Source organism: uncultured Sunxiuqinia sp. (assembly GCF_947495665.1).
Classification (GTDB): domain Bacteria; phylum Bacteroidota; class Bacteroidia; order Bacteroidales; family Prolixibacteraceae; genus Sunxiuqinia; species Sunxiuqinia rutila.
Genome location: NZ_CANLZV010000002.1, coordinates 555198 through 571237, shown reverse-complemented (window position 1 = coordinate 571237; position 16040 = coordinate 555198). Strand labels below are relative to the sequence as shown.

Sequence of the window (16040 nt, the reverse complement as noted above, 5' to 3'; positions counted from 1 at the left end):
GGTGGCGTAGTTCAGTTGGTTAGAATATCGGCCTGTCACGCCGAGGGTCGCGAGTTCGAGTCTCGTCGTCACCGCACAAAAGTTCTTTAAATAATTTATTATCGTATTTAGTTTGAATAGATTCGTTTTATTCAGGCTGAAAAACAAGGTGGCGTAGTTCAGTTGGTTAGAATATCGGCCTGTCACGCCGAGGGTCGCGAGTTCGAGTCTCGTCGTCACCGCACAAAAAAGCTGCTCAGCAATGAGTGGCTTTTTTTGTGTTTTGGAATATGTGTTATGTTTACATGACTGATTCAGCTTAGCGAACCTTCAAATCCCATTCCAACATCAATTTAATGTCAAGTTTCAATCCAGAGAGGGGATCAGTTTGGCTTAAAAATTTGTACATCTGACCTGATCGTCTATTTTTGCCGCCCCGAACTAAAAATTGAAAACCTGTTTCCATACCGATGGATCGCCATCAACCGGAAAGAATAATCACCAAAAAAAATAGTAGCCATTTTGCCAGGCAAAGGTTTGGTAAATAATTGATCCATTTAAAAATAATTTTGATGAGGAAGATTTTTAATTTATTTGATTTAAAACAACAAGTTGATTACAAAACGGAGATTCTTTCAGGATTGACCGTGGCACTGGCCTTGGTGCCCGAAGCCATCGCATTTGCCATGATTGCAGGCTTGTCACCTCTGACAGGTCTATATGCCGCTTTTGTCATGGGCTTGGTAACTTCTATCTTGGGTGGACGCCCAGGCATGATTTCCGGTGCAACCGGAGCAGTGGCTGTGGTTATTGCTGCCTTGGCTTTGTCGCATGGTCCCGAATATATTTTTGCCACAGTAATCCTGGCGGGATTGATTCAGGTATCGGCCGGTGTATTGAAGTTAGGAAAACTGATGCGTTTAGTTCCTCATCCGGTTATTTTTGGTTTTGTCAACGGCTTGGCCATCATCATTTTTATGGCACAGCTGGATCAGTTTAAAGATGGTTCGGGAAGTTGGCTGACTGGCCAGCCTCTTTATATTTTACTGGGCTTGGTTTTACTTACCATGCTCATCATTTGGGGATTGCCTAAAATTACCAAAGCTGTACCTGCTTCATTAACGGCTATTTTGGTGATTTTTGGCTTGGTAAGCTACTGGGGAATTGACACCCGAACCGTAGGGGACATTGCTTCTATCAACGGCGGGTTTCCACCTTTTCATATTCCCGCAGTTCCTTTTACCTGGGAGTCTTTTGTGCTTATTTTTCCCTATGCCGCAATTATGGCTGGTGTAGGCTTGATTGAGAGCTTGTTGACTTTGAATATTGTGGACGAAATTACAGAGACCCGTGGGCGTGGCAATAAGGAAGCGGTAGCCCAGGGAACAGCCAATATCTTGTCTGGATTTTTCTCCGGAATGGGAGGATGTGCTATGATCGGGCAAAGTCTGATTAATATATCTTCCGGAGCCCGTGCCCGTTTGTCTGGTATTGTGGCTGCTGTCATGCTTTTGGTGTTTATCATGTTTGGTTCGGGCCTGATTGAAAAAATGCCGATGGCAGCATTAACCGGACTGATGATTATGGTAGCCGTTGGAACCTTTGAGTGGGCCAGCCTGAAAACCTTTAACCGCATGCCCAAATCCGACATTTTTGTCATGGTGCTGGTTACCTTGGTTACGATTTTCTTACACAACCTGGCTTTGGCTGTTGTGATTGGTGTGGTTATTTCAGCGCTGGTTTTCGCCTGGGACAACGCCAAACGAATTCGGGCCCGAAAGCACATTGATAAAAACGGCATTAAGCATTACGAAATTTACGGGCCCTTGTTTTTTGGCTCAGTAACTGTTTTCAACGAGAAATTTGATGTATTGAATGATCCCGAAGAAGTGATTATTGACTTTGCTGAAAGTCGGGTGGTAGATATGTCGGGGATTGAAGCACTGAATAAATTGACTGAACGATACCTGAAGGTAGGGAAGAAGTTGCACCTGAAGCACCTGAGTCCCGACTGCCGGCAGTTGCTTCACAATGCCAATGAGATCATTGATGTCAATATCATTGAAGATCCAACCTATAAAGTTGCGGTAGACAAAATTTAGCCTGAACCTCGTTCATTTAAAAATAGTATGCAAAGCGGATTGGACGGATAGTCAAATCCGCTTTTGTGTTTTTGTAGCCTTGTAAACATCATGCAGGATGTACTTGTTGTATTTGTTGAAATTACTTGTTTAACAATACTGAAAACACGCTTATGAAAAGCATAAAAAAGATCCATCAACCCGTTTATGAGCCTATTCAGGACCTGGTGACTTACCGGGCTATCCCAACACCTTCGATCAATTACCTCGATCCGTTTTTGTTTTTGAATCATCATGGGCCACAAACCTATGCTCCGAATAATTCAGGTTTGCCTTTTGGCCCACATCCACATCGGGGCATGGAAACGGTTACGTTCATTTTGGAAGGCGATATTGCTCATTTTGATAGTAGTGGCGGTAAAAGCGTGATTGAAGCTGGTGGGGTGCAATGGATGACTGCTGGTCGTGGCTTGATTCATGCGGAAGTTTCGTCTGACGAGTTTAAGCAGAAGGGTGGCCCGCTTGAAATTCTACAGCTATGGATTAATTTGCCGGCACAATCGAAAATGAATGAACCATTCTACAAGGGATTGCACAAAGAAGCCATTCCAACGGTGAAACTGGATGAAGATCGTGTTCAGGTAAATTTGGTTTCCGGGGAATGGCATGGAAAGCAAGGTCCCTTTCACTCCGGGATTGGCGCGCAGTTGGCTACCGTCAACTTCAAGTCTGGTGGTCATTGGCAGGCGGACATTCCAGAGTCCAACAACATCTTTTTCTACCTTATCCAAGGTGAATTGAATGTGAATGGGCAGGTAATTCAGGAAAGAAGCCTGGTGGAGTTTGAAAGGGAGGGACAGCAGTTAAAGCTTGTGGCGAACAAGGCAAGTGTCCTGCTGCTGGGATATGCGCCTCCATTAAATGAGCCGGTTGTTTCGCAAGGGCCGTTTGTGATGAATACCCGCGAAGAAATTGAGCAGGCCTATGAAGATTACCAAAATGGGAAGTTTGGACGCTGGGTGCATTAAGACATCTGAAAATTGACTTTTGCTAAGTCGTACCAAGCTGTGATCGCGGCCGGAAAAGCCTGTATTTCCGCACGAATGGAGGGCCTATTGGGATAAGGAGGAAGGTTTGCGGATTACATAGTGATAGGCTAATGGTAACATTATCAGAGTTTTTCAGGAAGGTGCAATTCTTCACAAGGTTAAATTACTATCAAGTTCCTGTCCGGCATGGCTATACTCTTGTTTTAAAGTGTACTTTTGCGGGCTCTTAACAGAAAACGAGGATAGTATCAATGATTACAGTATCAAACTTAGGAATTCAATTTGGTAAGCGTGTTTTGTTTCAGGATGTAAACCTGAAATTTACTGCTGGCAACTGCTATGGCATAATCGGGGCTAACGGCGCCGGAAAATCAACCTTCTTAAAAATGCTTTACGGAGCTCAGGATCCGACTTTCGGACATGTGAGCATTGCTTCCGGAGAGCGCCTTTCAGTACTTAAGCAGGATCACCAGGAATTTGATGATGTGCCCGTGTTGGACACCGTGATGATGGGACATGAGAAGCTTTGGCGTATCAAGGAGGAGAAGGATCAGCTTTACATGAAGGAGGATTTTACGGAAGAAGATGGCATGAAAGCTTCTGAGCTGGAAGATCAATTTGCCGAAATGGATGGCTGGAATGCTGAAAGCGATGCCGCCAGCTTACTAAGTGGACTGGGCATTGATGAATCGCTTCATTACAAGTTGATGAAGGAGTTGAGTGGTAAAGAAAAAGTGAAAGTATTGCTGGCTCAGGCTTTGTTTGGCAAACCCGACAACCTGTTGCTGGATGAGCCTACCAATGATCTAGATTTGGACACTGTTTCGTGGCTGGAAAATTACCTGTCGAATATTGACCAAACAGTATTGGTGGTTTCTCACGACCGTCACTTTTTGGATGCTATTTGTACACATACTGTCGATATTGACTTTGGAAAAGTGCAGTTGTTTGCCGGGAACTACAGCTTCTGGTACGAATCAAGTCAGTTGGCCTTAAGACAGCAGGCTGCACAGAATAAGAAAGCAGAAGAGAAGAAGAAAGAGTTGCAGGAATTTATTGCCCGCTTCTCAGCTAACGTGGCGAAGTCGAAACAAACGACCAGCCGTAAAAAGATGTTGGAAAAGCTAAACGTGGATGAAATTAAACCTTCTACCCGAAAGTACCCCGGCATTATCTTTACACCCGAACGCGAGCCTGGAAATACCATCTTGGAAGTGCGTAATTTGAGCAAATCTTTGGGAGGCGATGTGCTTTTTAAAGATGTGAGCTTTGTGGTGGAGAAAGACGAAAAGATCGTGTTCCTTTCGCGTGACCCGCGTGCGATGACTGCCATTTTTGAAATTCTGAATGGCAATGACCAACCAGATACTGGAGACTTTGACTGGGGAGTAACCATTACTAAAGCGTATTTGCCTTTGGATAACTCACAATTCTTTGAGAAAGATTTGTCCTTAGTGGACTGGTTAGGCCAATACAGCTCTGACACCAGCGAGCAGTACTTGCGTGGTTATTTGGGCAAAATGTTGTTCTCAGGCGAAGAAATCTTTAAAAATACCAAAGTGTTGTCGGGAGGTGAGAAGATGCGTTGTATGATTGCCCGCATGATGCTGGCCAATGCCAACCTGATGATGTTGGATACGCCAACCAACCACCTTGACCTGGAGTCGATTCAGGCATTTAATAACCGTTTGACTCAGTTTAAAGGAAATATCCTGATGTCGTCGCATGACCACGAGTTCATTCATACGGTGTGTAACCGGATCATTGAATTGACTCCAAACGGAATCATCGATAAGCAAATGGAATACGATGATTACATTACCAGTGAAGAAATCAAAGAGAGAAGAGCAGAAATGTACAAGAAATAAAATCCTTCGGGATCACAAAAAAAGCCTCGCAATTGCGGGGCTTTTTTTGTGCTTCTTGTTAAGGTGGAGCTAACGATTTTCTATAATTAGCTCAGCTTATTTTTATAGTCGTCATAGCCGAACTGGCGGATCAATTCAAATTCGCCATTTTCCCGGATAATTCCGATGGATGGGTGTTGCACGCCATTGAAAAAAGTTGTTTTCACCATGGTGTAGTGAATCATATCTTCAAACAGAATGGAATCGCCAACCTGCAGTTCCTGATCAAAAGACCAGTAGCCCATATAGTCGCCACTCAGGCAGCTGTTGCCTCCCATGCGATAGGTGGGCTTGTTGCCTACCGGACCAAAGCTGGCGTGGCGAATTCGGGGCTGGTAAGGCATTTCCAGGCAATCGGGCATGTGTGCGGCAAACGAAACATTAAGCATGGCCGTTTGTATCCCTTTATTTTCAACTACATCTAGCACCGAAGCTTTCAAAAATCCGGTTTCCCATGCAAAAGCGCTACCGGGTTCCAGTATAACATGCAGATGCGGGTAGCGGCTTTTAAAGCCTTTTAGTAGCTCAATTAAGTGCTTGGTGTCGTAATCCTTGCGGGTCATCAGGTGTCCGCCGCCCATGTTCAGCCATTTGACTTGCTTCAGGTATTTGCTAAATTTTTCTTCCACGGCAGCCAGCGTTTTTTGCAGATCATAGGGTCCCGATTCGCACAAAGTATGAAAGTGCAGTCCTTCCAGTCCTTCCGGAAGCTGATCGGGCAGTTGTTCGGCAATTACGCCCAGTCGTGATCCTGGAGCACAGGGGTTATACAGTTCTGTTTCTACTTCTGAAAATTCGGGATTGATGCGTAGTCCGGCTGAAATTTTATGTCCGGCTTGTGCCAACTGAGGCTGAAAACGTTTCAACTGGCTCTGCGAATTAAAGGTGATGTGGCTGGAGCAATTCATCAGCTCAGTAAACTCAGCCGGATCGTACACCGGAGCATACGTGTGTGCCCGGCTGTTCATGTGTTCAAGGCACAAACGAGCTTCACTCAGCGAGCTGGCAGTGGCCCCTGCAATGTATTCTTTAACTACAGGAAAGGCGCTCCACATGGCAAACCCTTTGAATGCCAGGATAATTTCAACGCCGGCAGCATCCGCAACTGAGCGAATTAGCTTCAGGTTTTGACGAAGCAACTGCTCTTCCAACACAAAGCATGGGGAGGGTATATTTTTAAATTGAGTCATGTCAAACAATCAATGGTTATCGGCTGTAAAATAAGTAATTTTTTAGGGGATTCTTCAAGGCTTTTTATTGCACAGTACTTAAAAAGAAACTTAGGCAATAAGGAAAAATACCAATGCGGAAGAATGGCTGACCAACTTTTGGAAGCATCGGCTTAAATCCGGGCAGAGGAGCCTTCGGTTGTTGATTCTTAGAACCGATAAAAAAGCTTGTTTCTTCGAATGACTTTGTGCATCAATAGAAATAGGAGAGTTCCAATTGCTCCGCCAACAATTGTTCCGAGAATGTCTTTCCAGTCGAAAACACCTCTGGGTAGGATGGGTTGCACAATCTCATAAAGGATATATCCCAGTGTAAAAAAGGCAATTAGTCGCAGCCCTTTCTTTTGAGGTGGATTGAAGATGGCCAGCCCAAAAAAAATTTGAACGATTATTCCTCCTAAATTTCCAATAGAATCTGCCAGTCCAAAATCATTGATGTTGTTTTCATAAATGTATGGCCGGTATATTTCACGTCCAATTTCAGTAATTGCAAAGACCAGCAAAAAAGCCATGAAACAGGCAATTCGGTGCGTGTCTAAGGTCTTAATTTTTTCGTAGTCGATGAAGTAATTATCCTTTGATTTCATGACGCAATTTTAACGTTCCAACATGATTGTATAATCGATAAAAACAGGTGTACGGCAAATCGAAAAGCATGTTTTAATCAATCTTTTTCATTTCAACCCAAAAAGGGAATATGTTTTTTGAACCAATAGCGTAAAATGGGATCAAATCGCAATCCATTTCTGAAAGGAAGACGTTTTTCATCTCGATGATATCTGTATCCTCCCTTTCATTGTGCATTTGCTTGACTATTGTATTTGCTTCCAGGTACATCCTCCCATTGGCTTTAACCGGTTTAATAAATTTGAATTTTATATCATAATATCCTTGCTTGATGCTAACTCTCCATTTGCCATATATTTCTTCCTGCGCCCAAATGCCCCGCTGCCCCGACGCATCATTCCGATTGAGGATTATTGGATTTTCTTGTTCACTTCCAACAATAATTCGTGGCTGGTTTAGAAGGTTCTCAGAGCGAATCAATTCTTGATACGTTTTGTCAAGTTCCGTTTTAAGCTGCTTTGCGATACTTTCATTTTTCCCAATGATGTTATTTTGCTCATAGGGATTTTCTTCAAGGTTGAACAGCTCAAAATTGTTAATGGTGGCGTTATAACCTGTTTTTCCAACCAGTTTGTAATTTCCTTGTCGTAAGGCCATATTGTAGTAAGGCTCGGGGTAGCGTCTTGTCCAGTAAAAAAATAAAGGCCTTTCTTCCCAGTTGGATTCGTTACCCATAATGAGAGGAAGCAGGCTTTTCCCATCAATAACTTTTTCTGGAGGCAAATCAACCTGGCATAGCTGTGCCAGGGTAGGCAAGATATCAATATGAGCGGCCATGGTTTCAATCTCCTTGTTTTTTTCAAACATTGAAGGATAACGAATGAAAAACGGCACTCGGACGCCTCCTTGGTAAACATCGCCTTTACGACCTCGCATGCCAGCAACATATCTTCTTTGCTGCGGCCCATTGTCAGTCATGAAAATAATTAGCGTATTATCTGAAATACCTAAGTCATCCAGTTTTTGCAGAAGCCTGCCAATATTATCATCGATGTTGGTGACCATGGCATATACTTTACGGGCATCTTCCTTATTTTGCTCACTCATTGGCAAAAAAGGCCGTTTGTCGTCTTCAAAATTAGCAGAGGGATCAATGTCTTTGTATTGCAAGTAATATGCTTCAGGAACCTGTAAAGGCGTATGTGGTGCATTAAAAGATAGGTAGCAGAAAAAAGGTGATTCTTTGTTTTGTTCAATGAAATTGATGGCTTGTTTTGTAAAGATATCGGAGCAATAGCCTTCGTAAGCTTCTTGTTTATTGTTGTGCCAAAGCACAGGGTCGAAATAACTTCTATCGCCTTTGAAGTAAGTGGTAATATCACCAACTTGTCCCATTCCTCCTGAAAGATGAATCAATGATTCATCAAAACCTTGATCGCTTGGTCGACTGGGGTAATTATCGCCCAAGTGCCACTTCCCAAATATCCCGGTTTTATAATTGGCTTGTTTCAGCATTTCAGCAATGGTGAACTCGCTTGATGCCATGATTGCTCCGCCATTGTAAGTATCTCTTACACCGGTTCGTAATGAATAGCGTCCGGTCATCAAACTTGATCGGGTTGGCGCACATACAGGGGAAACATAAAAGTTGTTGAAGCAAATACTTTCTTGAGCCAATTGATCAATTACGGGCGTTTTAACGTGAGGATTCCCGGTGATGCCTAGGTCGCCATATCCCTGATCATCGGTTATGATTAGGATAATATTGGGTTGTGGATTCTCCTGAGCCATACTAACTGTATGAAGTAGGGACAAACAAAAGGATGTGGTTAAAAGAAAATTCGTAATTTCCATCGTTTGATTTTATTTACGGTTACTTGTTGGCTATTTGAATGTCATGGTAGCTGCTCCAAAAGCATTTTAGATTGCTATGGGGAGATAATTCAACGGAAAGTGAAGAATTTTTGTTGGTGTTAAGAGCGACAAGTAGTTGGGAACTTCGTTTTGGCATTGTGTTCGTTGTTTTTTCTATTTACTAAGGTAACGAATTTTGCTGTTCCCGAATTGACGTTGTTCGTTTTTTACCAGCTACTTTAAAGGGTATCGCCGGGGCTCTCATTTAGAGTTAGGCTTGCTTACAGAGCCTATCAATCGTATTTGATAGCATTGCTTGACGGAAGTTCCCAATTGGAAATAGCCTCCAGAAGCGGAAAGCGCAGTATTATTTTGAAACTTACCAATTAAGTGTTGGCGCCAGAATAAAACTACTGCGTACTGCTTTAGAGATTATTTTTAAGCAGTATGAAGTAGTGCTTAAAATAAAGCAACACCGGACTTATAGAAAAAACAATTCCGGTTCTTTTCGCACGGAGCTGCAATTCTGGATTAATCGCTCAGAAAATTCGATGAAGATTTGGTGTGTGAATGATTTTGCCTTTTCCGGACAGTGCTTCACACAACTGTTACAGCGAATGCATTTTTCAGCATGAATCGTTCTGTTGTCTGTTTGATCAATCGCTTCCATGGGACAAATTTCAACACAAACACCACAGTCTGTACATTTTTCATTCGTTTCCGGAGCCATTAGGGGCATTGGTTTTCGTTCTTTGTAGGGAACGTTTCCCTTTACCGTTAGCCGATGATTCTTGAGCTTAGGCAGCTCGTCTAATGTGGCTTTGATTTTTTGTCCAAATTGAAAGGCCGCGCTTAGGTCTTCAGCATCAGGCCGGTTGGTAGCCACTTTTTCGGTATAGGAATGTTCGCCAATAAAAGCTCCTGCAGCAATACCTTTAAACCCCCTTCCTTCAAAGAGATCTTTCAGTTCGAGCAGTGCATCATCGTAGTCACGGTTACCATAAACAACGGTGAAAATAGCAGGGGTATTCTGCCCTTCAAATGTTGAAAAAAGCTCCTCCATAAATTCTGGAATACGGCCCGCATAAACCGGCACAGCTACCAAGAGCAAGTCATCGCTGTTAAAGCTGAGTTTACGGTGTTGGTTGCGATCCTTTTGAGTGGTTAAGTTGTAAGTAAGTGCGGGAACGTCCAGACCTGCAGTAATTTGTTTGGCTACTTTAGCCGTTGTTCCGGTTGGACTAAAGAAGAGGGTATGAATTTGGGTTACCATTGTACAATTGATTTTTTTGCCAAAGTTAACTGTTTTCATTGCTTATGTAGGTTTAAGGATAGTTTCCCTTGAAGTGATCCATTATGAACTGCCAGGGTTGACCTGGCCGGATTATTAACTAAAAAATGACCGAAGATCTTTTCTTCGGTCATTTCTCTATTTAGCTTTTGAGATCAAATCTCTTTCAGCTCATCTCAGTATAACTGTATATTTTCAAAAGGATTCTTTAGTTATGCTGCTATTCAATTTTGTCAATTTTTAATACCCAGGCTTCGCTGTGGGTTTGTTTCTTTCGGATTGATTCCGGGATTTCAACCACAAAACCTTTGCCCACTTTCTCCCATTTAAGCTTTTCTTTACTGCCCAGTAAGCTGATGGTTGCCTGTTTGGCAGGAGCAATGGTGGACATCCAGATTTTAGAAGGGAGTGATGGTTCATCCTCGTCGGCCAGATAAATGGCATATACGGCTTTGGTGTGCCGGTTTTGGGTCAGCGCTACTTTGCCCTCTTTGTAAGGAGCAATGGCGCGCGAACTATAAATTGCCTCTCCGTTGATGGTCATCCATTGGCCAATTTGTTCCAACAATTCATAAGCTTCAGGATCAAATTCTCCTTCCGGGTTTGGGGCAATATTTAGCAAGAGGTTTCCCCCTTTTGAAACAATATCGACCATGGTGTGGATTACCTGATTGATGGATTTATATTCCCGGCTTTCGCGCCACGACCAGCCATCTGCTGAGGCTGTCAGGCAAGTTTCCCAAGGCACCAATAAAGCTTCTTCCGGAACTTTGTTCTCAGGAGTAATGTAATTCTGGTGAGGTCCTTCTACTGCGCGGTCAACAACAATCAACCCCGGTTGTTTTTTTCGTGCTTTGGCTGCAATTTCTCCCATCCGAAGGTCCTGGCTCTGCAGGTTGAACTGCTTAAAGCCTTTCATTGAGCGGTAGGCCCACAATTGCTGTTCGGTATAAGGCTGCACCCAGCCACCATCAAGCCAAAGGATGTCGATAGGCCCGTAGTTTGTCATTAACTCGTCAATCTGGTTGTGGGTGTATTGAACAAAGTTTTCCCAGCGTTCCGGATAGCGGGCAATGCTATAGTTTGGGTTGCGGTCGGCTGTGGCATTCTCCGGCCACCAGAAATAAGGCGAATTCCAGTCAGGTTTTGAAAAATAGGCGCCAATCATAAATCCTTCGGCACCAAATTCCTTGAAGATTTCCTGAGTAACATCGGCCTTGGGGTTGGTGTGAAAAGGCGTTTTGGTATCTGTGATTTTGTAATCCGAATATTGGGTGTCATACATGGCAAAGCCGTCATGGTGCTTAGTGGTGAAAACCACATACTTCATTCCGGCTTGTTTGGCCTTTTGCGCCCATCGCTTGGGGTTGAATTTTACGGGGTTGAAGGTCGTTTGAAGATTGTGATAGTCCTTTTTGTATTCTTCGTAATTGTCGTTGTTGCGAAAGCGTTTGATCCATTCTTCATCCTCGCCACAAATTGACCAGGATTCGATGATACCCCACTGGCTGTATGTGCCCCAGTGCATCATCAACCCAAACTTCAAATCCTGCCATTCTTCCAGTTTTTGAAGTACCAGCGGATCTGTTTCAGGGATGTATTTTTGTTTTTCTTCCTGGGCAAAAGCATTGGTTGTAAGGACAATTAAAGCCCCTAATGAGAGCTGTTGACAACGTTTTAAAAAGCTTCTGAATTTCGACATAATGAAAATCGTTAGATGAATTGATTAATAGTGGCGGACAAGGTATAAAATAACGGCCATTTTGCTATGCTGCTCTGTCCTGAATTTTAAAATTTGAGTATTCAACTATTAATCGATAGGGGCTGGAAGTTGTCTGGAATTATCGTTAGCATGGCTTCCGGCTGCGGTCAATCTTTTCAGTGACCGAAGCCGGAAACAAATGCAGTCGTTTACTTTTCCTTCCGGTTCTTTCGGAACTTCTTCCAGAAATGACGAAAGACAAACACGATGATCCAGAATGGCCACAACTTGATCATAAGCAGGGTGAAATCAACAAATACGTACCAGCCCTTGGACAGCGATTGTTTGAAGCGTTCGAAAAACTTATCGCGGTTGGCCGGTGTGTATTTATAGGCCCTTTGCTTGGTAAGCTCCAAGTCAAGGGTACTGTAATCCACCTGGTCATTTAAGTACTTCAGCTGGCCGGTTGTACTTTCAATTTCTTCCTCCAAGCCACGTATCTTTTCTTCAATCTCCAGAATTTCTTTGACGTTTTGTGCTTGTTTCAACAAGTCCTGGTAACGATTAAGGTAATTTTGCTTGTTTTCCAAGCGCGTTTCCAGATCAATGAAGCGGGCTGTTACATCACGGGCATCAATGGCTTTGTATTGAACCTCGCCATTACCTTGCTCAAGGGCAGCAATGAAGTCCTCAAAATGTGCGCTCGGAATACGGATGGTCAGATTGTACGACGATTCCCACTCGGAATTGTTAAAGCGCTCATTGGCGTAGTAACCGCCAAATGCTTTTACCGTAGTGTCAGTGCGTGTTTTGGCCGCTTCCAGGTCGTTAACCTTCAGGCCCAGGCGACCATCTTTAATGATTCGCTTTTTAACGACTTCCTGCGTAGCCTGTTCGGGCAGGGGAGTCGCAGGCGAACTGTTCAATTCTTGTTTGGCTACCGGCATGATGGCCTGTTCGGTATCCGCAAGTTCGTACACGGCCTGATCATGTTGCTGAAGGTTACAGGAAATCATGAAAAGAAGCAGAAAGGTGAATGACATAAAGGTTTTCATTGGGTATCGTTTTAAGTTGTTGTTCGTTTTTGTGGCCCAAAACCGTTGTTTTAAATTCGGGGACTTGCTTTTTTTATACTAAAATAGCGAATTGTGGCTTATAAATTTGAACCACCTTCAATTTTCGTTCTGTTAGGATAAGCATTCCTTATTTTAAGGAAAGAACGGAGGCTAATTAGCTTGTTCCTTTGTGGGTAAAATTCTATTTTAGCTAGCTAAAACTTGAAAATCAAGGTTCATGAGGCTGCGTTTCCTGCTGTTGTTGTCGGTTGTTTGCTTTACGGTGTCTGCGCTTAGTCAATCGGCAGACGATTTTAACGAGGTACTGGACATTCCTCTTTTCTATTCGGAAATGAATCCAGAGAGTCCGGTGGGCATTTTTTCCCTGGACCTTCCGATGTATTTCTCTTCTAAAATAACTGCGAAACATGAGTTGTCGGCAGCTTTTACCATGGCCAACAGCTGGCATCCGCAAGCTCGCTTTATGTATCCCAAAAATTTGACGCCAAGACACCAGCAAGACCTGGAAGAGATTTACATGTCTCAGCGGCCCGAGTACTTCGAGCTTATGGGCATTGAAACCGATGATAAGTTGTTTCAATCGGATGGGGTCTTGAATCATCTTAAACTGACGTACCTGACCACCTGGACCAACAAGCACAGCCTGGTTGTTAATTTCAACATTCATCAGCTAACCGGAGGGCGGTCGCCCATTAACTTTTTCGTTAGCGATGGTTTTATTGAAGAATTTCATTCCAATGTGGCCATCGAAGATAACTACGGAAGGCGCTTATATCCTTTCAACCGGGCTTCCATTCAGTTTGATGATGAAACCGGAAGGTCGTTTCGAATCGATAAGGGCGATGTGTTTGCCAGTGTGGTGGATGCCCATTATTACCGGCAGCTATTCAGCCGTGCAAACGAGCATTGGCGCTTTGATTCGCAGCTTGGCGCTCACGTATCGATCCCTTTAAACGAGTTTCATCCCTACCTGATTCCGGGGCTTTCGGCTGCTGTGCGCATGGACCTTCGGCTGGGCCTGAAAAGCTCGCTGAGCTATGCGGTGCAAGGGGGCTTAACGGACCAGACTTCATTTAAATTGGGCGAGGGAGTCCGGGCTATTGATAACCAGTACCGCAAGCACTGGCATAATTACCTGGCTTTAAATCTGATGTCGAAAAAGAAAAACACCCTGGTCATTGGCTTGCTGGTAAATTACCAGGATGCGCTGATGAAGGGAGGCTCTTATTCCTGGGATCAGACGGATTATGAGGAAATTGGGATAGATGTGCTGAAGGAGGGCGATGTTTGGGAGGGAGAGCCCATTGAACAGGAATTCTACTTGTCGAAAACCACGCCGGCAGCCCTTTACTATTACTCGCTGAAAACCTATTTTATGCTCGGCTTTCATAAGAATGGCAACGCCTTTACGGTGTATTGCGGCGAAGACCTGTTTTCGGTGAATAATGCGCCGGATATTCAGTTCAGCTTTCAATACCGCTTTTCTCCTTTTAAAAAGAAGGATTGAGGGGAGGTTTCAAGTTCCAAATTTCAAGTTTCAAATTTCATGAATGGTCGCCGCATGCGATGCAATTAAATGACCCCCAATGACAATTAATGACGACTAATGACCATCAACTCCCTTCTGCCTTTCTCCTGCAATCATCCCAACTTCTTTTTTTGAACAAGCCCGCACTTTCCATGTTAATTAGGTTTAAACTTATTTTGAGATGGCAGATATTAAGGATCGGAGGGAACGTTTACCCCGCTGGATGAAGTCGCCGCTTCCCAGTGGTGAGAACTACTCAAAAGTAAAGCGATTAATTGCAGAGCATAAATTAAACACCATATGTACCAGCGGAAATTGCCCGAACAAAGGGGAATGCTGGAATGCCGGAACCGCCAGTTTTATGATTTTAGGGGACAAGTGTACCCGAAACTGCCGGTTTTGCTATGTGAAAAACCTGATTCCTGATCCGGTGGATTGGGAGGAACCACAACGCCTGGCAGAAACCATTAAAACCCTGGGCTTAAAACATTGTGTGATTACTTCGGTTGACCGGGATGACTTGCCCGATGGGGGCGCTAAATTCTGGGCAACAACCATTTCGGCCATAAAACAAACAAGCCCGGGAACCACAATTGAAACGTTGATTCCGGATTTTCATGCGAAGAAAGAGCTGGTACAACAAGTGATTGATGCCGGCCCCGAAGTGATTTCGCACAACCTGGAAACCGTGAAACGACTCACCCCGAAAATCAGGAGTACCGCCCGTTATGATCGGAGCCTGAAGGTGATTGCTTACATTGCTGAGGCCGGTTTGGTGGCTAAGTCGGGAATTATGCTGGGACTGGGCGAAACACCGGATGAAGTGCTGGAAGCCATGGATGATTTGAAAGCCGCCGGATGCAAGGTGCTGACCTTGGGCCAATACCTGCAACCAGCGCCCAACCTGATGAAAGTGGTGGAGTACATTACCCCCGAACAATTTGAAACCTATAGAAAAGAAGCTTATAAACGAGGTTTTCGTTATGTGGAGAGCAGTCCGCTGGTCCGCTCTTCCTATCACGCAGAAAGGCACGTCAATGCCTGAAAAATTAGTTTATGGAAAAAAATCTACACCAGGTCCGGGAGATCGAACAGCTGACTCCGGAGACCTTCCTCATCCATTTGGATCGACAAAACTTTGAGTTTAAACCCGGGCAATACGTCATTTTGCGTAATCCGGAGACCGGTGAAGGCCGGGAGTATTCAATCTACAGTTCCACCAGGGAAGACCGGCTATCCTTTCTGGTTCGGGAGATTAAAGACGGCGATTTTTCCCGTTTTCTGAAACACCTGAAACCGGGTAGTTCCTTGATGGTAGAAGGCCCCCGTGGTTTTTTTATCCTCGACGAGCAATCACTCAATGGGCATCCGCTGCTGTTTATTGCCACCGGAACGGGGATCAGTCCGTTTCATTCGTTCGTAAACAGCTACGACAAGCTGAACTACCAGGTGTTGCACGGCGTTCATTTTGCCGATGAAGCTTATGGCCGGAGCGCTTTTGCCGAAGATCGGTTTTGCTTGTGTACTTCGCGCGAGGATAAGGGCGATTACTTTGGCCGGGTAAGCTACTACCTGAAAGAAAAACCGGTTGATAAAGAGCTGATTTGCTATCTCTGCGGAAATTCGGATATGATTGAAGAAGTGACCAATATGCTGGAAACACACGGTATTTCGCCCGAAAATATTCGCACCGAAGTCTTCTTCTGATAAGATTGTTGGCTTACTTTAAGCCATTTTCATTCGCTTGCTGGCAGCTATTTTCTATTTTTGTTAGCGT

General features: G+C 44.1%; 12 protein-coding genes and 2 tRNA genes. 8 read left to right on the top strand and 6 right to left on the bottom strand.

Annotated elements, in window-relative coordinates; all coding sequences use genetic code 11:
• The 5 genes from Q1A18_RS05170 to Q1A18_RS05150 all read left to right on the top strand — a co-directional run bounded on the left by Q1A18_RS05170 (position 1) and on the right by Q1A18_RS05150 (position 4977).
• A tRNA-Asp gene (locus tag Q1A18_RS05170) sits at positions 1-74 on the top strand.
• Positions 75-147: 73 nt separating this feature from the next.
• Positions 148-221: transfer RNA gene (locus Q1A18_RS05165), tRNA-Asp, on the top strand.
• Between the two features lie 330 nt (positions 222-551).
• The gene (locus Q1A18_RS05160) at positions 552-2081 is read left to right on the top strand and encodes a SulP family inorganic anion transporter (protein ID WP_299577860.1); all 1530 of its coding nucleotides are present in this window, start codon (positions 552-554) and stop codon (positions 2079-2081) included.
• Between the two features lie 152 nt (positions 2082-2233).
• On the top strand, positions 2234-3088 hold the full coding sequence (locus Q1A18_RS05155; RefSeq protein WP_299577859.1) for a pirin family protein: 855 nt from the start codon (positions 2234-2236) through the stop codon (positions 3086-3088).
• Positions 3089-3360: 272 nt separating this feature from the next.
• A complete protein-coding gene (locus tag Q1A18_RS05150; RefSeq protein ID WP_299577858.1) occupies positions 3361-4977 on the top strand; it encodes an ATP-binding cassette domain-containing protein in 1617 nt (538 codons plus the stop codon).
• Positions 4978-5063: 86 nt separating this feature from the next.
• On the opposite strand, the gene nspC is transcribed toward Q1A18_RS05150, so the two are convergent.
• The 6 genes from nspC to Q1A18_RS05120 form a co-directional block, all read right to left on the bottom strand.
• Positions 5064-6206, bottom strand: a complete 1143-nt coding sequence (gene nspC / locus Q1A18_RS05145) for a carboxynorspermidine decarboxylase (protein WP_299577857.1) — start codon at positions 6204-6206, stop codon at positions 5064-5066.
• A gap of 188 nt (positions 6207-6394) precedes the next feature.
• Positions 6395-6832, bottom strand: a complete 438-nt coding sequence (locus Q1A18_RS05140) for a VanZ family protein (protein ID WP_299577856.1) — start codon at positions 6830-6832, stop codon at positions 6395-6397.
• 73 nt (positions 6833-6905) lie between these two features.
• Positions 6906-8603 carry an arylsulfatase gene (locus tag Q1A18_RS05135; protein ID WP_299577855.1) on the bottom strand — a complete coding sequence of 566 codons (1698 nt, stop codon included), beginning with the start codon at positions 8601-8603 and terminating at the stop codon, positions 6906-6908.
• Between the two features lie 544 nt (positions 8604-9147).
• The gene (locus tag Q1A18_RS05130; RefSeq protein ID WP_299577854.1) at positions 9148-9978 is read right to left on the bottom strand and encodes an EFR1 family ferrodoxin; all 831 of its coding nucleotides are present in this window, start codon (positions 9976-9978) and stop codon (positions 9148-9150) included.
• A 199-nt stretch (positions 9979-10177) separates the two neighbouring features.
• On the bottom strand, positions 10178-11659 hold the full coding sequence (locus Q1A18_RS05125; protein ID WP_299577853.1) for an alpha-L-fucosidase: 1482 nt from the start codon (positions 11657-11659) through the stop codon (positions 10178-10180).
• Positions 11660-11868: 209 nt separating this feature from the next.
• Positions 11869-12714 carry a DUF4349 domain-containing protein gene (locus Q1A18_RS05120; RefSeq protein ID WP_299577852.1) on the bottom strand — a complete coding sequence of 282 codons (846 nt, stop codon included), beginning with the start codon at positions 12712-12714 and terminating at the stop codon, positions 11869-11871.
• A gap of 238 nt (positions 12715-12952) precedes the next feature.
• On the opposite strand from Q1A18_RS05120, the gene Q1A18_RS05115 reads away from it, so the two are divergent.
• The 3 genes from Q1A18_RS05115 (at position 12953) to Q1A18_RS05105 (ending at position 15970) form a co-directional block, all read left to right on the top strand.
• Complete coding sequence (locus tag Q1A18_RS05115) at positions 12953-14242, top strand: hypothetical protein (protein WP_299577851.1); 1290 nt, start codon at positions 12953-12955, stop codon at positions 14240-14242.
• A gap of 202 nt (positions 14243-14444) precedes the next feature.
• Positions 14445-15308, top strand: coding sequence for a lipoyl synthase (gene lipA / locus Q1A18_RS05110; protein WP_299577850.1), 864 nt, complete (start codon positions 14445-14447; stop codon positions 15306-15308).
• A gap of 11 nt (positions 15309-15319) precedes the next feature.
• Positions 15320-15970 (top strand): FAD-binding oxidoreductase, encoded by a 651-nt coding sequence (locus Q1A18_RS05105; RefSeq protein WP_299577849.1) that lies wholly within the window; start codon positions 15320-15322, stop codon positions 15968-15970.
• The last annotated feature ends 70 nt before the right edge of the window (positions 15971-16040 follow it).